Consider the following 19372-nt stretch of genomic DNA (forward strand, 5'->3'; position numbering starts at 1 on the left):
GGTGCGGGCGGAGGGGGCGCGGGCGGAGGGGGCGGAGTCGGCGCGGGCGGGGTCGGCGGCGGGGTCGGTGCGGTCGGTTCGGTCGGTCATGAGGCGGCCTGCCGGGGCTGTTGGGCGGCTTCGTACAGCGCCTGGCCGATGCGCCGGATCAGGACCTGGAGGTCGGCGCAGTACACGGACGGCTGGCGGAACCCCTCGCCGGCGCGGAAGCGGTGCGGGTAGTGCCCGCCGCCGCACACCTCGACGAGTTCGCAGGAGCGGCAGGTGCCGGCCAGGGCCTCCCGCCCGAGCTGGCGGGCGACGAGCCCCGGATGGTCGAGGAGTTCGTCGAAGCTGTGCCGGTCGAGCGTGAGTCCGGTGGCGGCGGCGCCCTCGTAGGCGGACTTCAGCGAGTCCGCCTGCTCGATGCTGCCGTCGGTCTCGATCACGGCGGTGGCGGCGGGGGCGAGGCCGAGGGTCTCGGTGGCCTCGGGCAGGCCGAGCAGCAGAGCGATGATCTCCTCGAAGATCCGGATCCGGGTACGGCGCACGCCGTCGTGCCACCAGCGTTCGAAGACGGCGAGCAGCCAGTCGGCATAAGGGGTCTCGTCGCTCCCGCCCTCTGCATACCCCGGCGGCGGAGTGCCCTCCGCATACCCCGGCGGCGGATTGCTCCAGTTCCCGAGCGGCAGCAACAGCCCGAGGGCGGGCGGCCGGAACGCGAGCAGGCTCTCGTACGTCTCCACCGGGTCCTGCGCGAGATCGACGACGCAGAGCACCCCGGCGTAACTCCCGGGATGCCGCGCAAGCAGCCTCAGCCCCCGGGCGGCGGCCCCGAACCCGGGCCGCCCGGCGTGGTCCACGCGGCGGGCGTTGTGTGCGGGGAGGCCGCCGTCGAGGCTGACGCCGACCCGGACCCCGGCGGCGGCCAGCGCGGCGAGCCGTCCGCGGGTGAGCAGCGTGCCGTTGGTCTGGACGGTGGCGGTGAGCCGGGTGCGCGGTGACTGCCGGGCCAGGGCGGCCCGTACTGCCTCGACGGGAACGGCGAGCCCGGCGGGCGCGGTGAGGAGCGGTTCGCCACCGTGCAGGACGAGATCGACGCGGGTCAGGTCGTGGGCGGCGGCGTGCTCGGCGATCCGGTGCGCGGCGCGGGCGGCGGTGGCCGCGCTCATCGCGGGCGGCTGGCCGCGCCAGCCCTGGTCGGCCATCTCGTAGACGTAGCAGTAGGTGCAGGCGAGGTTGCAGCGGCTGTGCGTCTTGAGCACGAACTGGCGGATCGGGTACGGCCGGTGGCCGGCGGCGCGAAGCGCGGGCACGTCGAGCCGGGCGTACGGCCAGGGCGCATGGAGGGCATGGAGGTCATGGCTACGGTGCGCGGGTACGGGTACCAGTGCCTGGGCCTGGGCCGGTTCCGGTGCGGGTACCAGTGCCTGTACCGGTTCCGGTCCGGGTGCGGGCAGCACGGCGTCGTCACTCGTGGTCCTGCGCCTCATCGCCTGTACCTCCCTCCCCCGGCCACCTCCCCCAGCAGCCGGTTCATCCCTGCCCGGCGGATGGGCGCGGCTAACGGCGGAAAGTGGTCAACTCCCGCTCAGAACAGCCGGATCAGTCGACTCCGGAGTCGAAGGCGTTCAGGATCTCGGCGGGGTGCGTGACCCGCTCCACCATGCCTTCGATCACCTGGGCGAGCACAGGATGGTCGATGCCGCGCAGTGCGGCCAGATCCAGCCCGGAGAGGTCCGGTAGTTTCCCGGGACAGGCCCGGGCGGTCGCCTCCGCTTGCTGATGCTGGGTCACCATGTACCGGATGCCCCCCTGGTGCGTCGCACGTTCGGTGGTCCACTGCCCTTTCCCGCCCCCCGCCACCGGGAAACGACCACCGCCCGGCCCCTGTCCCTTGCACCGGGCCGGCCCCCGGCCCGGACCAGCCTGCGGCGACGCCTGACGCGTGCGCGACGCGATAGCAAAGGTCGGGCCCGCCCCGGAGCTGGGGCCCCACCCGGAGCTGGGGCCCCACCCGGTGGTGGGACCGGCCGAAGGTTGAGCCCAGCTGAGGGTCTGCCCGGCCGAAGGGTTGAGCCCGGCCCCGAAGGTCGGGCCTGGCCGAGGGTCGGGAGGCCGGCCGAAGATCGGGCCCGGCCCGGAGCTGGGGCCCGCCCGAAGGTTGGGGCCCGGCCGAGGCTCGGCCCAGCCAAGGGTTGAACCGGCCGAAGGTTGGCCCGGCCAAGGGTTGAACCGGCCGAAGGTTGAGCCCAGCTGAGGCTCGGCCCGGCCGAAGGTTGAGCCCGGCCCGGAGCTGGGGCGGCCCGGAGGTTGGGGCCGCCCGGCGGTCGGTGCCCAGCCGGAGGTTGGGGCCCAGCCGGAGGTCGGTGCCCAGCCGGAGGTCGGTGCCCAGCCGGAGGTCGGCCCCGGCCGAAGGCTGGCCCAGCCGAAGGGTTGAGCCCGGCCGAAGGTTGGCCCAGCCGAAGCTGGGGGGAGAGAGCCGAGGCGGTGGGGCGCATGCCGGCGTTGGCTGGGGGGACGCGCCGGCGACCGACGAGAACGCGGTGAGCGTGCGCGCGCCGGACACCGCGCCCGGCGTGGACGAGGGGCAGCCCCCAGGCCCGGTAGGTCACAGGGTGGCCTCCAATTCACGGATCCGGTCGCGGAGGGGCGCGGGCGGGTCGCCGCCGAGGCGCTGCCAGAGCTCCAGGGCGGAGCGATAGGCGTCCAGCGCCGCCCGGGGCCGGGCCAGCCGCTCCAGCACCTCACCGCGCAACTGCTGCACCCGCGCCGCCAGCCGCACCGCGGAGTCCGGCCCCTCCTCCCGCCGGCCCACCGCCTCCGGGGCGTATTCGCCGCCGCGCTCCGTGCCGGACTGACGGCCGCCCTCAGTTCCATGCTCGCTGTCCAGCTCGGTGCCGGACCGGCCGCCACGGTCGGCGCCGTCCCGGCCGCCACGCTCGGCACCACGCTCACCGCCGCGCGCCGTGCCCGACCGGCCGTCGCCCTCCGCACCGGACCGGCCGTCGCGCTCCATCCCGCGCCCGGGACCGGCCTCCCCGCCGTACTGGCCGGCGCCGTACTGGCCGTCGCGCTGCGTGCCGTATCGCCCTTCGGGGGGCCGTCGTGTGCCGTCGGGGTCGTCGTTGTGCTCCGCGTCGGCCTCCAAGGCGGCCCGCCAGGCTCGCCGGTAGGAGTCCGCCGCGCGGTCGAGGCGGTCCGCGGCGTGCGTATGGGCGTGGATCTCCTGCTGCACGTCGCCGTGTTCCCGCCAGGCGCGGGCCTGCTCCAGCGGGCACCGGCTATGCCGGACGGCCAGCTCCAGGAGGTACTCCGCCTCCCGCAGGTCCACCAAGTCCCCTTCGTACGCGTGCCGTAGCCGGAGCCCGGCGGCCAGCCGCCGCAGCCGGTGCGCCGCTCGGGGGTCGGACTGCGGGACCGCCGCCCGGCTCTCGCGCAGCACCCGTACGGCGGTGGACGTGAACCGCCGCCCGTCGGCGGCCCGCGCCCGGGCCAGGAGTACGTCGCCCCACTCGGGCAACAGCTCCCCGTAGGCGTCTCCGTCGCGGGGAATCAGCCGCCGGGCCCGCCCGTACGCCTCGGCGGCGTCTTCCAGTGCCACCGGGTCCGCGTCCCGTGCGTGCCGCTCCCGGTGGACCCTCGCCAGGCACACCAGCCCAGCCACCCGGAGCTCCGGATCCCCGTCGGCCTCCTCCAGCGCTGCGGCCAGCTGCCCGGCCGCCTCCTCCAGCCGCCCGGGAAGGTGGCGCAGAGCCGTGGCCAGCTCCACCCTCACCCGGGCCCGCCGGTGACCGGCGTCCGGGAACGGCAGCAGCCCACCCGGAATCGGGGTACCCAAAGCCGTCAAGCCCTCGCCGCCCTCCAGCTCCAAGCCCCCCAAGGCCCAAGCCAGATGGACCGCGGCGAGCCTGGCCAGGTCGGTACGGCCCCCCGGACCGGCGGTGTAGGCCAGCAGGGCCAACAGCACCCGGCCCAGAGCCAGGTGCAGAGCGGAGTCCGCAGCAGGGTCCGCGACCAGGTCCAGGCCGGGAGCCACGGCCGAGCCCCCGCCACGGCCCGAGGCAGGTTCACGGCCGGGGTCCAGGCCGGGGTCACGCCCAGGGCCCGAGCCGGAGTCCCGGCCACCCGAGGCGGGGTCACGCCCAGGGCCCGACGCGGAGTCCCGGCCACGGCCCGGAGCCGAGCCCCGGCCAGGGCCCGAGGCGGAGTCCCGGCCCGAGGCGGGACCTCGGGCGGGACCTCGGGCGGGGCCCCGGGCGGGGCCGACCCCCGGGTCCACCCCCGGGTCCACCCCCGGGTCCAGGCTGGGGTCCAAGTGGAGGGCCGGGGCGTTGCGGGAGGCCAGGGCTTCCAGGGCGGAGCGGGCTTCTCGCAGGGGGGACGGGTCGGAGCGGAGGTCGCTCAGGCGGATCAGGGTCTCCGTCCGGCGTACCGCGCTGTCCAGGCGGAGCGCGCGGCCCGCTCCCGGGGACGCGCTCACCGCCGCGAACTCCCGTTCCGCCGCCTCCAGGAGACCGGCGTCCGGTTCGACAGGCACCCGCGCCCGCTCGTACAGCACCCGGCCCAGCGCCAGCCGCCCCGGCAGCCCGGTCGCCGCCCGCGCCGCCCGCTCGGCCTCCGCCAGCAGTCCCGGATCCCGCTGCACCCCCCACAGCCTCAGCAACGCCTCCGCCAGCTCGAACTCCGCCTCCCCCGGCGGGTCACCGGGCCCCGGCGGGGCGGTGACCGCCCGCCGCAGTACCGTCACGGCCTCGTACAGCCCGCGCTGGTCCCCGTCCGCGAGCCGGGCTCGTGCCGTGCGCACCGCCCACTCCCGCGCGGGCGGCGCCGGCTGGGGCGGCGCCGCCGCGTCCTCCTCCGGCGGCCCGGGCAGGTAGCGGCGTACCACTTGCGCGGAGACCTGCGCGAAGGCCTGCGGAAGCCGCACCTCCGTCAGCGGCCCGGGCTCCTCCGCCACCGGCGCCCCGGTCAGCTGGGAGACCGCGAGCGCGGGGAAGTTCCGTACGCCCCGCCCGAAGTGGGCCAGTACGTACTCCGAGCAGTGTTTCAGCACCAGCGCGGCCTCGTCCCGCCCCAGCGGCCCCAGCAGCACCTCCTGCACCCCCGGCGCGAACTCGTACCAGCCGGGGTCGGGGCCGCGCCGCAGCAGCCCGCTGAGCAGCACCTCCGCCAGGTCCGACGGCTCCGAGTCCGGCAGCATCGTGCGCTGCACCAGCCGCATCACCGGCAGGGTCAGCGGCGCGGCCGACAGGTACACCGCCAGCTGTACGGCCCGGGGCGCGGCCGAGGAGCGGAAGCGGCGCACCAGTTCACGCGGCGGCCGGACGGCCCGCGGCGGCGGCACCGGCGCGGCCGGGTGGTCGGCGAGCACCCGGCCCACCTCGGCCGGCACCGGCCCGGTGCCCAGCCCGGCGACGAGCCGGGCCCACGCGCCCATCGCGATCGCGTTCGGCGGCAGCACCGGCACGGTCAGCCCTCCGGTGGGCCGCCCCGGCCGCGGTGGCCGCTCTGACCTGAATCTCAGCTTCCCCCCACCGCCGTCGACCCGCGAGAGCGTGCCCCGCTCGGTCGGCAGCCAGCTCCGGCTCCACAGCCGCTGCGGCAGGGGCTGGACGACCACGCACGGCGTGCACTCGGCCCACCGGTACAGCAGCCGCTGCGCCTCGCCCTCCCGCCATACCGGTCCGGCGCAGTCGGACACCACCATGGTCAGCGCCCGCCCGGTGGGGTCCCGCAGCTGATCCCCGGACCGCAGCCCGGCCCCCGGCCCCGCCCCCGGCACGGGCCCGCGCCCGACGACCGCCGTACCGTCGGCCAGGCGGTGCAGGTAGGACACCTGCACGTCCCGGAACGCGCCCAGCCGCTCGCACACGGACCGCAGTTCCTCGAACATGTCCTGCCACACCGCCATCGACGGCGACGCGTCCATCACCAGCCGTACGGTCGCCTCGCGCCGGCTCTCCGGCCGGAACACCGGGATGACCAGCCCGAGGGCCCGCGCGCTGGCCTCGGCGGTGGCCGGCTCGTCGAGCACGGTCCGGGTGGGCGGGGCGGCCGGCCGGTGCCGCTGGAGGGCGCGCAGGGCCCGCTGGATCTCCAGGATCCGCGGCAGCGCAGCCGCTCCGGGCACCCGCACGGGCACCCCGCCCTCGACCAGAATTTCAGCTTCCGCTTCCGTGTCGGCCGCCGGGCGCGCCCCGGGGGCATACAGCCTGACCGGATCTTCAGCCTCCTCTACGGACTCCCCCGCGCGCGGCGCCCCGTGCCCCTCCTCCCCTTCCTCCCCCTCCGGCCGCGGAGCCGGAATCACCGTGCCGGCCGCCGAGTCGGCCGCCGCCGCCCCGGCCGCCGTCCCGGGTTCTTCCTCAGGCCGGCCCCCGGCCGGGCCCCTGGCCGTCTGCCCGGCCAGCCACAGCGCGTCGGCCAGTTCCCCGGCGGACGGATCGAGGCCCGCGGCACGCAGCAGGGCGATCAGCTCGCGCATGGCGTCACCTCGGCCGGTCGAGGCGCTGGATGAGCAGGTCCGCGAGGTCCTCCCGGGTGGGCGGGGCGGCGTAGTGGGTCAGGTAGATGGCGTTGAGGAGCTGGTCGGCGGCGACGAGCTCGGACCGGGACCGGCTGAGGAATTGCCGGATCAAATCGGCGCCCAGCTGCGCGGCTTCCTCACCCAGATGTGCCCGCACCATGGTGGCGAGCCGTTTCTCCCCGGGCTGGCCGAGCTTGAGCTGAATGCACCTGCGCAACAGCGCGGCCGGGAAATCCCGCTCCCCATTGCTGGTCAGCACGATGAACGGAAAGGCCCGGCACCGCACCCGCCCGTCCCGGACGGTCACTTTGGCCCCGTCGTCGGTGAGTACCTGCACCTCGGGCTCGGTATCGGCCACCCGCTCCAGCTCGGGCAGCACGAACTCCCCCTCCTCCAGCACGTTCAGGAGGTCATTGGGCAGGTCGATGTCGCTCTTGTCCAATTCGTCGATGAGCAGCACGCGGGGCCGCGCGGTGGGCAGCAGCGCCGTCCCCAACGGCCCGAGCCGGATGTACTTCCCGATCCCGGGCGCTCCGCCGCCGGCCCCGCCGCCCGCCCCGCCCACGACCCCGCCGCCGGCCGCGATCTGCACGTCCTGGAGCCGGGCGATGGCGTCGTAGCGGTACAGCCCTTCCTGGAGCACGGTCCGCGAGACCACGGGCCAGCGCAGTACCCGCCCGAGCTTCAGTTCGTGGGCGACGGCGTGCGCCAGAGTGGACTTCCCGGTCCCCGGATACCCCGTGACGAGCAGCGGCCGCCGCAGGTAGAGCGCGGCGTTGACGGCGTCCAGCTCCTCGGGCTCGGGCCGGTGCATCTCGGCGGCCTGCCGGTGCGCCCCGAGGCGCCGCGCGACGTCCCCGTCCTCCACCCCGCCGGCCTCCCCGACGGGCCCGCCGTCGAAGTCACGCCAGGGCGGCGGTCCGGGCAGGGCCTCGATCCCGTCGTGGGGCTCACCGACGCCCCGGTAGATGAGCCATTCGTCATTCACAGGAGCTCCCCTCCGCACTGCCAGTCCGAAACCCGGGCCACCGCCCGGGATATGGGGCGCGGGCAAGGGGCGCACTCCACGCGTGTCCCGAGCCGCGTCCGGGCCGCGCCCTGTCACCGCTTGTACCCCGGACCCGGTCGGGGCCGCGCCCCGTCACAGGTCCCCCGTCACCGCTTGTACCCCGGACCCGGTCGGGGCCGCGCCCCGTCACAGGTCCCCCGTCACCGCGCGTACCCCGCACCCCGTCGGGGCCGCGCCCCGTCACAGGTCCCCCTGCAACGGCTCGTCCTCCGGCAGCGGCCGCGCCGGGTCGTCCCAGACCAGCCCCGCCCCCGCCGCCCAGTACGCGTCCGGGTCCGACCCGTGGGCCCGGGCCCGGAGCGCCTGCATCCGCACCGGCAGCGCCGCGCCCCGTCCCGCCTCGGCCAGTTCCTCCCGCAGGCCCCGGTGGAACGGCGCGCACGACACCCCCGGATCCTCCGGAGGCCTCCGGCAGACGGCGACCCCGTACCCGGCCTCCCGTACGACGTGCAGCGCGCCCAGTGTGGGTTCGAGCGCCGCCGCCCGGCAATGCACCGGCACGGTGTTGTCCGCGAGTCCCGCGAGCCAGCCCGGATCCGGGCTCCGCGGCCGCCCCCGTACGCAGTCGGCCCGTTCGTCGAGCAGCGGCCCCGCCTGCACGCGCGTCCACCGCCCGGCCGCCGCCTCCGCGCCGACACCGGTTCCGGTTCCGGAACCGGAACCGGAACCGGAACCGGAACCGCCCGAGGCGTGCCGGAACACCACCGGCCGCTGCACCCCCACCGGCACCCCGCCGGCCACCGCCCACTCGTCCACCGCCAGCCCGAACAGCTCCGGCGCCACGGCCACTTCGAGCAGCGCCGCCGCCTCGTGCGTGTCGCACCGCCGGAACCCCTCCGCGAGCGGCGCCCGCAGCACCTCCGGCAGAGCCGCCAGGGTGGCCCGTACGCCCGATTCCACCGGCGTCACCAGCCCCGGCCGGGCCGGCCCCGCCAGCACCGAGACCCGCCAGTCGTAGACGTCCTCCCAGCCGTGCGCCCACGCCTCCAGCAGGACCGAGGGCCCCGTCGGCAGCACCCCGGCCGGCCGGGCCGGGCCGTGCACCGCGTGTCCGGCCGACCGCCGGCGGCGGCGCGCCCGCTCCGCCAGACCCCGCTCGTGCCGCTCGGCCAACTCCCGCCGCAGGGGCCGCCACAGCCGCTCGGCGGTGGCCCGCACCCAGTCCCACAGCTCCTCGTCGGCGCCCGGGGACGGCGGCTCGCGGTAGTCGGCCACGCTCACGTCGGTGGCGTACCGGAGCATCGCCACGGCCTCCCCGGCCCCGCCCGGCGGATCGTGCAGCAGCCCGAGCCCGTCGCGCCAGTTCAACGGGGCCGGCAGTGCCGGATCCGGCTCCTCCCCGCGGGCCGCCTCGGCCAGCTCCCGTACCGCCTCGGAGGAGCCCGGCGGGGGCAGTTCGGCGAGCAGCCCGCACAGCGTGGTGCGCTCCCCGGGGGTCAGCCGCCGGCCGCCGTACGGGTCTCCGTCCCCGGCCGGGAGCTCGTCGTGCACGTCGGTCCAGGTCCGCCGGCTGTCCAGGTCGCTCAGGTGCTGGTCGTAGTGGTAGAGGTCGTGGGCCTGCATGACCCTGCGGTACAGCCCGGTCTGCCCGGTGGCGGCCATCGGCAGGGTGCGTAACTGGGCCACCGACACGGCGAGCCCGCCCCCGCCCGTGTGCCGGCGGGCCTTGACCACGCCGACGACCTCGCCGCGGGCCAGGTCCACCACGGGGCCGCCGGACATGCCGGGCTCGATCTCGTCGTCGTCGCCGAGCCGGATGGCTGCGCCGTTCGCCGCGGTGCCGCGCAGCCGGGTGGTGCGGCCGGTGATCTCCGGTACGCCGAGGTCCTCGGTGCAGCCGAAGTAGGCGGCCTCCTCCAGCCGGGGCCTGGCCCGGTCGGTCAGCCAGACGCAGGCGTGCGTGATGGGCGCGAGTACCCGGACCAGCGCCAGGTCGGGCAGGTCCCACAGGGACCGCCGGCCCGGCCGGTGCCGCTCCAGCCGTTCGGGCAGTACGCACTCCACGCGCCCGGCGACGGTCCCCGTGGCGCCGTGGCCCCCGGAGGAGAAGGTGATGCCGACTTCACGCCCCACCAGACGCACCGCACCACCCCCTTCGCCGACCACGTGCGCGCACGTCAGGACCCAGCCCGGGGCGACGAAAAAGCCGCTCCCCCACGTGGGGCCGGTGCCAGGGGTCTCATACCCGTCCGGCGGGGCGTGGACGCGTACGGTGGCCGCCTGGACGAGCGGTTCGAGGAGTTCGAAGGCGCGCGCGGAGCTGCCCGTGCGCACGACCGGCATCTATCGGCCCCCGACTCCCGTGTGCCCCATTGAGGCCGTCCAGGCTATCGCCGGGGGCGGGGACGGCGGGAGATCTATTTCGGTATGCGGATTATCCTGGCGGGAAACACCCCCTGCACACCCTCATCACGGCACGGAGCCCGACTTGTACTTCACCGATCGCGGCATCGAGGAGCTGGAGAAGCGGCGCGGCGAGGAGGAGGTCACCTTCGAGTGGCTCGCCGAGCAGCTCCGCACCTTCGTCGACCTGAACCCGGACTTCGAGGTCCCGGTGGAACGCCTGGCCACCTGGCTGGCCCGCCTGGACGACGACGAAGCCGACGACGAGTAGAGCACCCGCGGAGCAGCCGGGCAGAGCTGCTACAACGCCCACGCCGAAGGGGCCCGACCGCCGAACGGTCGGGCCCCTTCGGGCTGTGAGACGCGGCTGCGGTCAGGCGGCCTTGGTCTCCCAGAAGATGCGGTCGATCTCGGCGATGAGCTCGAGGGCCTTCTGGCCGGTCGCCGGGTCGTTCGACGCCTTGGCGGCCGAGAGGGCCTTCAGGGTGTCGTTGACCAGGGTGTGGAGCTGCGGGTACTTCTCGAAGTGCGGGGGCTTGAAGTAGTCGCTCCACAGCACCGAGACGTGGTGCTTGGCCAGCTCGGCGCGCTGCTCCTTGATGGTGATGGCGCGCGCGCGGAAGTCGGCGTCGTCGTTGGCCTGGTACTTCTCCTGAACGGCCTTGACGGACTCGGCCTCGATGCGGGCCTGGGCAGGGTCGTACACGCCGCACGGCAGGTCACAGTGGGCGGAGACCTTCGCCTTGGGGGCGAAGAGGCGGGAAAGCATGGAGTTTGTCCTCCTCGTGATCGTCTTCTCAAGGGGGAGATTACTCGCTCGGAAACCGGAATTCGCGGGCGCCCCCAGGGGCTTAGGACAAAAGTCCAGGGTCGCCGGAGGCGGGGTGAGCGAATGTACGGACGCGTACGGCAGCATGCGGGAGGGACGAGGAGGACGCACATGGTGGAGAACAGGCGCTCGCGGGGGCGCTTCGGGGTGGCGGAGGTGACGGGTCCGTCGATGGTGCCGACCCTGCTGCACGGGGACCAGCTGGTGGTCCGGTACGGGGCGGTGGTCCGTCCGGGTGACGTGGTGGTGCTGCGGCATCCGTTCCAGCAGGACCTGCTGGTGGTCAAGCGGGCGGTGGAGCGGCGCCCGGGCGGCTGGTGGGTGCTCGGCGACAACCCGTACAACGAGACCGGCGACAGCACCGACTACGGGACGGTGCCCGAGGAGCTGGTGCTGGCGACGGCCGTGCTGCGTTTCCGGCCGCGCGCGGCGGATCAGCGTTCGCTGAGGGCGTGGCTGTCCTGGGCGGCCTCGGCGCTGCGGCCGCTCCGGGCGGACCCCTCGGCCTCCAGCCGCTTGCGGGCGCGGTAGGCGGCCACGTTCGCCCGGGTGGCGCAGCGGTCGGAGCAGTAGCGCCGGGACCGGTTGGTGGAGGTGTCGAGGTAGGCGTTGCGGCAGGGCGCCGCCTGGCACAGGCCGAGCCGGTCGGGGCCGTGCTCGGTGAGGTGGAAGGCCAGCCCGAACGACGCGAGCGCGGCGTATCCGGCGGAGGCGTTCGAGGGGTGGTCGGCGAGGTGGATGTGCCAGTGGGGGCTGCCGTCCTCGCCGAGGGTGTCGTGGCCGGAGACCTGGGGGCTGACGGGGAACTCCAGGAGCAGGGAGTTCAGCAGGTCGACGGCGAGGACGTGGTCGCCCGCGTCGGCGGCCTCGAAGACGGCGCGCAGCCGGCCCCGCACGTTGCGGAAGCGGGTGACGTCGGCGTCGGTGGCCCGGCGGGCGGACTGGACCCCGGCGCCGAAGAGTGCGCGTACGGCGTCCACCGAGGTGAGCGAGTCCTTGTTGCGGGCCGGCTCCTCGGTGTTGACCAGGCGCACGGCATAGTCCGAGTAATGGGCCAGTTCCACTTGTAGTCCTTACGGCTGCGGATTAATGTCTCGGTAACGGCGTAACGGATAAGACGTATTCGAGAGTATTACGGACGGAGGGGTTCGGGATGGCGGACACCGTGACCGACTGGAAGGCCTGGCAGGACAGCTGGGACCGCCAGCAGGAGTGGTACATGCCCGACCGCGAGGAGCGGTTCCGGGTCATGCTGGACATGGTCGAGGCGCTGGTGGGACCCACCCCCCGGGTGCTGGATCTCGCATGCGGTACGGGAAGTACTACGGACCGCGTCCTCAAGCGGTTCCCGCAGGCCTCCAGTACGGGAGTCGATCTCGACCCGGCCCTGCTGACGATCGCCCGGGGCCACTTCGCCGGCGACGAGCGGGTCACCTTCGTCACCGCCGACCTCAAGGACCCCGACTGGACCTCGGCGCTCCCCCACGACACGTACGACGCGGTGCTGACCGCCACCGCCCTGCACTGGCTGCACAGCCCGGCGCTCGCCGTCCTCTACGGGCAGCTCGCGCCGCTCGTCCGGGAGGGCGGCGTCTTCATGAACGCCGACCACATGCCCGACCCGGCGACCCCGCGGATCAACGCCGCCGAGCGCGCCCACCGGCACGCCGCCATGGACCGGGCCCGCGAGGCGGGGGCACTGGACTGGACAGACTGGTGGGCCCTCGCGGCCGCCGACCCGGTGCTGGCCGAGCCGACCAAGCGCCGCTACGAGATCTACGGGGAGCACGCGGACGGCGACACCCCGGACGCCGCCTGGCACGCCCGCACCCTGCGCGAGGCGGGCTTCGCAGAGGCCCGTACCGTCTGGCGCTCCCCGTCCGACGGACTGGTCCTAGGCCTGAAGTAGGAACCAGGAAATAGGAAGCAGGAAGCGGAAATGCGGGAGGGGCGGTACGGGAACGAACCCGTACCGCCCCTCCCGCATGCCGGAGACCTACAGCACCTTGGACAGGAACGCCTTCGTCCGGTCGTGCTGCGGGTTGCCCAGGACGTCGCGCGGGTGGCCGGACTCGACGACCACACCGCCGTCCATGAAGACGAGGTTGTCGCCGACCTCGCGGGCGAAGCCCATCTCGTGCGTGACCACGATCATGGTCATGCCCGACTCGGCCAGGTCCCGCATGACGTCGAGGACGTCGCCGACCAGCTCCGGGTCGAGCGCCGAGGTGGGCTCGTCGAAGAGCATCAGCTTCGGCTCCATGGCCAGCGCGCGGGCGATCGCCACACGCTGCTGCTGGCCGCCGGAGAGCTGGGAGGGGAAGTTCCCGCCCTTGTCGCCCAGGCCCACGCGGTCCAGCAGCTTGATGGCGCGCTCACGCGCCACCGCCTTGCTCTCACGCTTGACCTGGACCGGCGCCTCCATGACGTTCTCAATGGCCGTCATGTGCGGGAAGAGGTTGAAGCGCTGGAAGACCATGCCGATCTCGCGGCGCTGGGCCGCGACCTCGCTGTCCTTCAGCTCGTAGAGCTTGTCGCCCTTCTGGCGGTAGCCGACCAGCTGGCCGTCCACCGAGAGCCGCCCGGAGTTGATGCGCTCCAGGTGGTTGATGCACCGCAGGAAGGTCGACTTGCCGGAGCCGGACGGGCCGACCAGGCAGAAGACCTCTCGCGGGGCGACCTCCAGGTCGATGCCCCGGAGGATGTGGGCGGCGCCGTACGACTTGTGGACGCCTTCTGCCTTGACCATCGGCTGGGCGGTCATCGCGCGACCTCCGTACGGCGGAACATGTTCAGGTTGGCACGCAGGCGCTGGAACGGCGTCGGCGGCAGGTTCCGCGTGGAACCACGGGCGAAGCGGCGCTCCAGGTAGTACTGGCCGACGCTGAAGACACTGGTCAGGGCCAGGTACCAGACGGAGGCCACGAACAGCATCTCCATGATGGCACCGGCCGTGTTGCCGATGTTCGACGACGCCCGCAGGAGTTCGGTGTACTGCACCGCCGAGACCAGGGACGAGGTCTTCAGCATGTTGATGAACTCGTTGCCGGTCGGCGGGATGATCACGCGCATGGCCTGCGGCAGCACGATGCGGCCCATGGTCTTTGTCTGGGCCATGCCGAGCGCGTGCGCCGCCTCGGTCTGGCCCTCGTCGACGGACTGGATGCCGGCCCGGACGATCTCCGCCATGTACGCGCCCTCGTTCAGGCCGAGGCCCAGCAGGGCCACCATGAACGGGGTCATGACGTCGACGGTCTCGTTCTTGTAGATCGGACCCAGGTTGATGTACTGGAAGATCAGCGACAGGTTGAACCACACCAGCAGCTGCACGTACACCGGGGTACCGCGGAAGAACCAGATGTAGAGCCAGGAGACGGCGCTCGTCACCGGGTTCTTCGAGAGGCGCATCACCGCGAAGAGGATGCCGAGGGCGAGGCCCAGCGCCATGGAGGCGACGCTGATCACCACGGTGTTCCCGAGACCGCTGATGATCGCCGGGTCGAACAGCTTGTCGCCGACCGTCTTCCAGATGACGTTGCCCTGGGAGAAGGCGTAGACGAGCCAGCCCAGCAGTGCGACGACGACCACACCGCTGACCCAGCGGCCGTAGTGCCGTACCGGGATTGCCTTGATTGCCTCGTACGGGGTACCCGAGGCGCCGGGTCCGGCCGGCGGAGTTGCGGCCGGACCCTTGTCGATCTTGTCAGTCACAATGACTGCCCTTCAGTGGAGCTGCGGGACTTACTGACCTGCGTTGACCGTGGCTTCCTTCACGGCACTGTCCTGCACGTTCCACTTCTCCAGGACCTTGGCGTAGGAGCCGTCCTTGATGATGGCGTCGACGGCCTGCTTGAGGGCGTCGCGGAGCTGGTTGTTCTCCTTGCTCACGCCGATGCCGAAGAGGCCGACGTCGCTCTGCTGGCCGGCGACCTCGAAGTCGTTGCCGCCACCCGAGGTCTTCACCGTGTACGCGGCGACCGGGTAGTCGTTCAGGTCGGCCACGGCGCCGCCGGCCTTGACGCGGGTCTGTGCCTCGGCGTCGGTGTCGAATGCCTGGATGGTGAGCTTCTTGTCACCGCACTTCTCGGCCTGGGCCTTGAAGGTGTCCTCGTAGATCGTGCCGCGCTGGACGGCGACGGTCTTGCCGCACAGGTCGTCCATGGACTTGATGCCCTCGGGGTTGCCCTTCTTGACGAGGAGCGAGAGGCCGGAGGAGAAGTAGTCGACGAAGTCGACGCCCTTGCCGATCTTCTCGCCCTTGTCGTCCAGGCCCTCCTGGCGCTTCTTGTTGTCGGTGATCGACGACATGATCGCGTCCTGGCGGCCCGTGTAGATCGAGGTGATCAGGCCGTCGAAGGTGCCCGCGGTGAACTGGAACTTCACACCGAGCTGCTTGCCGAGCGCCTCGGCGATGTCGGGGTCGACACCGACGATCTTGCCGCCCTCGACGAATTCCATCGGCGCGTACGCGGAGTCCGTGCCGACCTTGATCACACCGGCGTCCTGAATCTTCTTCGGCAGGGCCGAGAAGAGCGGGGCGCTGCTGCTGGCCTTCGTGGCCTCCGAGGGGGTGCCGGTGGACTTCTCCTCCGTCTGGTCGCCACAGCCGGTGAGGATCAGGGCGCCGGCAACCGCGATCGCGCCGACCGCGGCGATCCGGGACCGGGCGGCGGTCGAGCGGCGGGTGGTGCTTGCGGTCATGAGCTGGTTCCTCCGGCTGGTGGAAAAGCATCCGAAAAATGGTCGGGCACGCACCATCGAGTGTCGCGGCCTTGTGTGGTTACGGCATCTTGCCATTCGGACTGGCGCATTCAGGCAGGCAGTCAGGTCAAAATCGGATAACGGGCGACCCGGACAGCCCAACAGGCCTGCGGGTCAGACCCCTGTCGGCCGCACTATGCGCGGCGCCAGGCCCCTTAGGCCGCGGTTTTTGCGGTGCGTCTCGCCTGCTGGACAGGGGGCTTTGGACTTTTCGCCAAAACCAGGACAAGGAGCTTACAGTCGAGCAGGAATCGACTCGTCTGAGCGAGTGTTCTTCCGGTAAAACGGATCCTTACACCCCTCATCCGGGGCTCAGGGCGCGCGTGCGGCGCGCCCGCGCGTACGAACCTCCCCTTCGCGGAGGCGGGCCAACCGCCGATGCGGAGTACGGACGCGGTGCCCGCCCACCCCTTAACCAGGAGTGGTCACCCTCAACGATTCAAAGACTTAAGGGGCCAAGAAAGTGGCAGCGGAGATCGTCAATCCTCGCAGCGACAGCGCGACGGACAACAACCCCGACGCGGTGTTCGCACTGCACCGGGGCGGCAAGATGGCCATCCAGGCCACGGTGCCGGTCCACAACAAGGACGACCTGTCCCTCGCGTACACGCCGGGCGTGGCAAAGGTCTGCAGCGCCATCGCGGAGAACCCGGAGCTCGTCAACGAGTACACCTGGAAGTCCAACGTGGTCGCCGTCGTCACCGACGGTACGGCCGTACTCGGACTCGGCGACATCGGGCCCGAGGCCTCCCTCCCCGTGATGGAGGGCAAGGCCATTCTCTTCAAGCAGTTCGGCGGTGTGGACGCGGTCCCGATCGCGCTGGCCACCACGGACACGGACGAGATCATCGAGACCGTGATCCGCCTCGCGCCGTCCTTCGGCGGCGTGAACCTGGAGGACATCTCCGCCCCGCGCTGCTTCGAGATCGAGCGCCGGCTCCAGGAAGCCCTGGACATCCCGATCTTCCACGACGACCAGCACGGCACGGCCATCGTGACGCTGGCCGCCATGCGGAACGCCGCGAAGCTCACCGGTCGCACCCTCGGCGACCTGCGCGCCGTGATCTCGGGCGCGGGTGCGGCGGGTATCGCCATCGCCAAGATCCTGGTGGACGCGGGCATCGGCGACGTCTGCGTCACCGACCGCAAGGGCGTCGTCTCCGCCGACCGCTCCGACCTGACGGACGTCAAGGCGGAGATCGCGGGCCTGACCAACAAGAGCGGCCTCTCCGGCTCCCTGGAGAGCGCCCTGGCCGGCGCCGACGTCTTCATCGGCGTCTCGGGCGGCACGGTGCCGGAGGAGGCGGTGGCCTCGATGGCGAAGGACGCCTTCGTCTTCGCCATGGCCAACCCGAACCCGGAGGTCCACCCGGACGTCGCGCACAAGTACGCGGCGGTCGTGGCGACGGGCCGCTCGGACTTCCCGAACCAGATCAACAACGTGCTGGCCTTCCCGGGCATCTTCGCGGGCGCCCTGAAGGTGCGCGCGACCCGGATCACCGAGGGCATGAAGATCGCCGCCGCCGACGCCATCGCCGGTGTCGTGGGTGACGAGCTCGCGGCCGACTACGTCATCCCGTCGCCGTTCGACGAGCGCGTCGCCGAGGCCGTCACGGCCGCGGTCGCCGCGGCCGCGAAGGCCGACGGCGTGGCCCGTCTGGCCTGATATCGCCGCACTGAGCGGTGCTCAGCAGGTGCTCAGCGATGCTGGGACGCACTGCGCCAAACGGGTGGAGGCCCGGTCGGAATGATCCGGCCGGGCCTCCTCCGCGTCCGGATGGCATACGCGCACCCTCCCCGCCCCCGAACGGGGAGGGGTCGCGCCGTCCGGAGCCACAGGCCACGGCCAAGGAATGACAGGCTCATGACGAGCGCGCCGCGTGGCTTGAATATTACCCCCGATCTTGGATCGCTCTTGACATTCCGCTTGAGCCCCGCACGCGCACAAACTGACTGGTACAACCGGTTGTTGAGGGTCGAACGAACCCTCCGTTCAGGCGTTCGGCAACCCCGCGCCTCTGGCCAGGCGGGGCTACCGAGCGGTAGCCTCTGGCCGCATGTTCGCTGCCTACGCCGCCCGAATCGACCGTGACCAGCCGCTCAGCGGCCTCGAACTGGGCGAACGCCCGGCTCCCGAGGCCCGACCCGGCTGGGTGACCGTGAACGTCAAGGCCGCCTCCCTCAACCATCACGACCTGTGGTCGCTGCGCGGAGTCGGCCTCGGCGAGGACAAACTCCCCATGATCCTCGGCTGCGACGCCGCCGGGATCGACCAGGACGGCAACGAGGTCGTCCTGCACTCCGTGATCGGCCAGAGCGGCCACGGGGTCGGCCCGGACGAGCCGCGCTCGATCCTGACCGAGCGCTACCAGGGGACCTTCGCCGAGCAGGTGAGCGTCCCGGCCTGGAACGTGCTGCGCAAGCCGGCCGAGCTGTCCTTCGAGGAGGCCGCCTGCCTGCCCACGGCATGGCTGACGGCGTACCGGATGCTGTTCACCAATGCGGGGGTCCGCCCCGGGGACTCCGTACTGGTCCAGGGAGCGGGCGGCGGGGTCGCGACCGCCGCGATCGCCCTCGGCAAGGCGGCCGGCCTGCGGGTGTTCGCCACCAGCCGGGACGAGGCCAAGCGCAAGCGGGCGGTGGAACTGGGCGCGGTGGAGGCGTACGAGCCGGGCGCGCGGCTGCCGCAGCGGGTGGACGCGGTGATCGAGACGGTGGGCGCGGCCACCTGGTCGCACTCGGTCAAGTCCCTGCGCCCGGGCGGCACCCTGGTCATCTCCGGCGCCACGAGCGGGGACCGGCCGGCGCACGCCGAGCTGACCCGCATCTTCTTCCTGGAGCTGAAGGTGGTCGGCTCGACCATGGGCTCAAAGGACGAGCTGGAGGACCTGCTGTCCTTCTGCGCGGCGACGGGACTGCGGCCGGTCATCGACGAGGTGCTGCCGCTGGACCGGGCACGCGAGGGCTTCGAGAAGCTCGCGTCGGGCGACCTGTTCGGCAAGGTCGTCCTGACGGTGTGACGCGAACCGCTTTGTCAATCACCGTTGACACCCCTCCCGTGTCAACCTACATTGACAGGCATGACAGAAGCGACCGATCTCGCCGCGCGAGCCGGTGACCACGACCCGCGCGTGGGCCTGCGTGCCGTGACCGCCCTCCGGAGGCTGCTGGAGCAGCTGGAGGCCGTACAAGTACGCAGTGCCCGCGCCCAGGGGTGGTCCTGGCAGGAGATCGCGGCCGAGCTGGGCGTCAGCCGGCAGGCCGTGCACAAGAAATACGGGAGGCTTTGATGTTCGAACGCTTCACGACCGACGCCCGGAGCACGGTGACGGGCGCGGTGGCCGAGGCCCGCCGGGCCGGGGACTCCACCGTCACCGAGGAACACCTGCTGCTCGCCCTCTTCGCGCAGGGCGCCCTGGACTCCCTGGGCGTGGACCGCACGGCGGTCACCGCGGACCTCGCCGCGGCCCGCCGTCGCGGCGGGATGTCCAAGGCCGACGAGGAAGCCCTGGCCGGGCTCGGCATCGACCTCACGGAGATCGTCTCCCGCGTCGAGGAGACCCACGGCGAAGGCGCCCTCTCCTCCGCGGCGCCCCGCCGCCGGACCCTGGGAGCCTCGCTCCGCTCGGCCCTCGGCCGCCCTGAACCGGACAGCCGCCACGTGCCCTTCACCCAGGGGGCGAAGAAGGTACTGGAGCAGTCCCTGCGCATCGCCCTGGGCCGCGAGGACCGCCACATCGGCACCCTGCACCTGCTCCTGGCCCTGCTCTCCCGCCCGGGCACGCCCTCCGAGGTCCTGGCGGCCCACGGAGTCACGTACGCGGAAGCCGAGTCGGGCCTGGCGGCCTAGTGCCGTGGCCGG

17 protein-coding genes are annotated in these 19372 nt (G+C 72.9%); 7 read left to right on the forward strand and 10 right to left on the reverse strand.

The annotated features are described in order from the left end of the window. Positions 1-86 precede the first annotated feature (86 nt). From J7I97_RS11855 to J7I97_RS11875, 5 genes are all read right to left on the reverse strand, one after another. Positions 87-1472, reverse strand: coding sequence for an FxsB family cyclophane-forming radical SAM/SPASM peptide maturase (locus J7I97_RS11855; RefSeq protein WP_251058724.1), 1386 nt, complete (start codon positions 1470-1472; stop codon positions 87-89). Between the two features lie 112 nt (positions 1473-1584). After that, positions 1585-1779, reverse strand: a complete 195-nt coding sequence (gene fxsA / locus J7I97_RS11860; protein WP_214933627.1) for an FxSxx-COOH cyclophane-containing RiPP peptide — start codon at positions 1777-1779, stop codon at positions 1585-1587. Between the two features lie 811 nt (positions 1780-2590). After that, on the reverse strand, positions 2591-6466 hold the full coding sequence (locus J7I97_RS11865; RefSeq protein ID WP_214933629.1) for an SAV_2336 N-terminal domain-related protein: 3876 nt from the start codon (positions 6464-6466) through the stop codon (positions 2591-2593). 4 nt (positions 6467-6470) lie between these two features. Beyond that, complete coding sequence (locus tag J7I97_RS11870; RefSeq protein ID WP_214933630.1) at positions 6471-7496, reverse strand: MoxR family ATPase; 1026 nt, start codon at positions 7494-7496, stop codon at positions 6471-6473. 261 nt (positions 7497-7757) lie between these two features. Continuing rightward, positions 7758-9851, reverse strand: coding sequence for a trypsin-like peptidase domain-containing protein (locus J7I97_RS11875; protein ID WP_214933632.1), 2094 nt, complete (start codon positions 9849-9851; stop codon positions 7758-7760). Positions 9852-10005: 154 nt separating this feature from the next. Here J7I97_RS11875 and J7I97_RS11880 point away from each other — a divergent pair, with 154 nt between their 5' ends. Then, positions 10006-10191 (forward strand): DUF6104 family protein, encoded by a 186-nt coding sequence (locus J7I97_RS11880; RefSeq protein WP_008741559.1) that lies wholly within the window; start codon positions 10006-10008, stop codon positions 10189-10191. Positions 10192-10293: 102 nt separating this feature from the next. Here the strand turns inward: J7I97_RS11880 and sodN are convergent, their stop codons facing one another. Further along, positions 10294-10689 (reverse strand): superoxide dismutase, Ni, encoded by a 396-nt coding sequence (sodN, locus tag J7I97_RS11885; RefSeq protein ID WP_136215065.1) that lies wholly within the window; start codon positions 10687-10689, stop codon positions 10294-10296. A gap of 171 nt (positions 10690-10860) precedes the next feature. On the opposite strand from sodN, the gene sodX reads away from it, so the two are divergent. Continuing rightward, a complete protein-coding gene (gene sodX / locus J7I97_RS11890; RefSeq protein WP_214933634.1) occupies positions 10861-11280 on the forward strand; it encodes a nickel-type superoxide dismutase maturation protease in 420 nt (139 codons plus the stop codon). Here the strand turns inward: sodX and J7I97_RS11895 are convergent. Beyond that, on the reverse strand, positions 11184-11813 hold the full coding sequence (locus J7I97_RS11895) for an ABATE domain-containing protein (protein WP_214933636.1): 630 nt from the start codon (positions 11811-11813) through the stop codon (positions 11184-11186). The genes sodX and J7I97_RS11895 overlap by 97 nt on opposite strands. Before the next feature lie 89 nt (positions 11814-11902). Between J7I97_RS11895 and J7I97_RS11900 the strand changes: the two genes are divergently transcribed. Continuing rightward, positions 11903-12658 (forward strand): trans-aconitate 2-methyltransferase, encoded by a 756-nt coding sequence (locus J7I97_RS11900; RefSeq protein WP_214933638.1) that lies wholly within the window; start codon positions 11903-11905, stop codon positions 12656-12658. Positions 12659-12745: 87 nt separating this feature from the next. On the opposite strand, the gene J7I97_RS11905 is transcribed toward J7I97_RS11900, so the two are convergent. The 3 genes from J7I97_RS11905 to J7I97_RS11915 are packed head-to-tail and all read right to left on the reverse strand — an operon-like array spanning position 12746 to position 15450. Further along, positions 12746-13513: an amino acid ABC transporter ATP-binding protein gene (locus J7I97_RS11905; protein WP_285441141.1), complete on the reverse strand. Its 768-nt coding sequence runs from the start codon at positions 13511-13513 to the stop codon at positions 12746-12748. Further along, positions 13510-14460: an amino acid ABC transporter permease gene (locus tag J7I97_RS11910; protein WP_214933640.1), complete on the reverse strand. Its 951-nt coding sequence runs from the start codon at positions 14458-14460 to the stop codon at positions 13510-13512. Before J7I97_RS11910 ends, J7I97_RS11905 begins: the two co-directional genes overlap by 4 nt. A 30-nt stretch (positions 14461-14490) precedes the next feature. Further along, on the reverse strand, positions 14491-15450 hold the full coding sequence (locus J7I97_RS11915; RefSeq protein WP_214933642.1) for an ABC transporter substrate-binding protein: 960 nt from the start codon (positions 15448-15450) through the stop codon (positions 14491-14493). Between the two features lie 523 nt (positions 15451-15973). Here J7I97_RS11915 and J7I97_RS11920 point away from each other — a divergent pair. The 4 genes from J7I97_RS11920 to J7I97_RS11935 all read left to right on the forward strand — a co-directional run bounded on the left by J7I97_RS11920 (position 15974) and on the right by J7I97_RS11935 (position 19360). After that, positions 15974-17176 carry an NADP-dependent malic enzyme gene (locus J7I97_RS11920; RefSeq protein ID WP_214933644.1) on the forward strand — a complete coding sequence of 401 codons (1203 nt, stop codon included), beginning with the start codon at positions 15974-15976 and terminating at the stop codon, positions 17174-17176. Between the two features lie 391 nt (positions 17177-17567). Next, the gene (locus J7I97_RS11925; protein WP_214933646.1) at positions 17568-18530 is read left to right on the forward strand and encodes a zinc-binding dehydrogenase; all 963 of its coding nucleotides are present in this window, start codon (positions 17568-17570) and stop codon (positions 18528-18530) included. A 60-nt stretch (positions 18531-18590) separates the two neighbouring features. Next, entirely contained in the window at positions 18591-18800 is a 210-nt protein-coding gene (locus J7I97_RS11930; RefSeq protein ID WP_214933648.1) for a helix-turn-helix domain-containing protein, read from the forward strand. Beyond that, positions 18800-19360: a Clp protease N-terminal domain-containing protein gene (locus J7I97_RS11935; protein WP_214933650.1), complete on the forward strand. Its 561-nt coding sequence runs from the start codon at positions 18800-18802 to the stop codon at positions 19358-19360. The genes J7I97_RS11930 and J7I97_RS11935 overlap by 1 nt, the downstream gene beginning before the upstream one ends. Positions 19361-19372: the final 12 nt, after the last annotated feature.

Origin of the sequence: Streptomyces sp. ISL-87, assembly GCF_018614095.1 — a bacterium.
In the GTDB taxonomy this organism is placed as follows: Bacteria; Actinomycetota; Actinomycetes; order Streptomycetales; family Streptomycetaceae; genus Streptomyces.

Bases quoted from the DNA above. Each gene is read 5' to 3' on its own strand.
- J7I97_RS11930 (WP_214933648.1), top strand. From the start codon at position 18,591: ATGACAGAAGCGACCGATCTCGCCGCGCGAGCCGGTGACCACGACCCG.
- J7I97_RS11855 (WP_251058724.1), bottom strand. From the start codon at position 1,472: ATGAGGCGCAGGACCACGAGTGACGACGCCGTGCTGCCCGCACCCGGA.
- J7I97_RS11905 (WP_285441141.1), bottom strand. From the start codon at position 13,513: ATGACCGCCCAGCCGATGGTCAAGGCAGAAGGCGTCCACAAGTCGTAC.
- J7I97_RS11935 (WP_214933650.1), top strand. From the start codon at position 18,800: ATGTTCGAACGCTTCACGACCGACGCCCGGAGCACGGTGACGGGCGCG.
- J7I97_RS11900 (WP_214933638.1), top strand. From the start codon at position 11,903: ATGGCGGACACCGTGACCGACTGGAAGGCCTGGCAGGACAGCTGGGAC.
- fxsA (WP_214933627.1), bottom strand. From the start codon at position 1,779: ATGGTGACCCAGCATCAGCAAGCGGAGGCGACCGCCCGGGCCTGTCCC.
- J7I97_RS11925 (WP_214933646.1), top strand. From the start codon at position 17,568: ATGTTCGCTGCCTACGCCGCCCGAATCGACCGTGACCAGCCGCTCAGC.
- J7I97_RS11915 (WP_214933642.1), bottom strand. From the start codon at position 15,450: ATGACCGCAAGCACCACCCGCCGCTCGACCGCCGCCCGGTCCCGGATC.
- sodX (WP_214933634.1), top strand. From the start codon at position 10,861: ATGGTGGAGAACAGGCGCTCGCGGGGGCGCTTCGGGGTGGCGGAGGTG.
- J7I97_RS11865 (WP_214933629.1), bottom strand. From the start codon at position 6,466: ATGCGCGAGCTGATCGCCCTGCTGCGTGCCGCGGGCCTCGATCCGTCC.
- sodN (WP_136215065.1), bottom strand. From the start codon at position 10,689: ATGCTTTCCCGCCTCTTCGCCCCCAAGGCGAAGGTCTCCGCCCACTGT.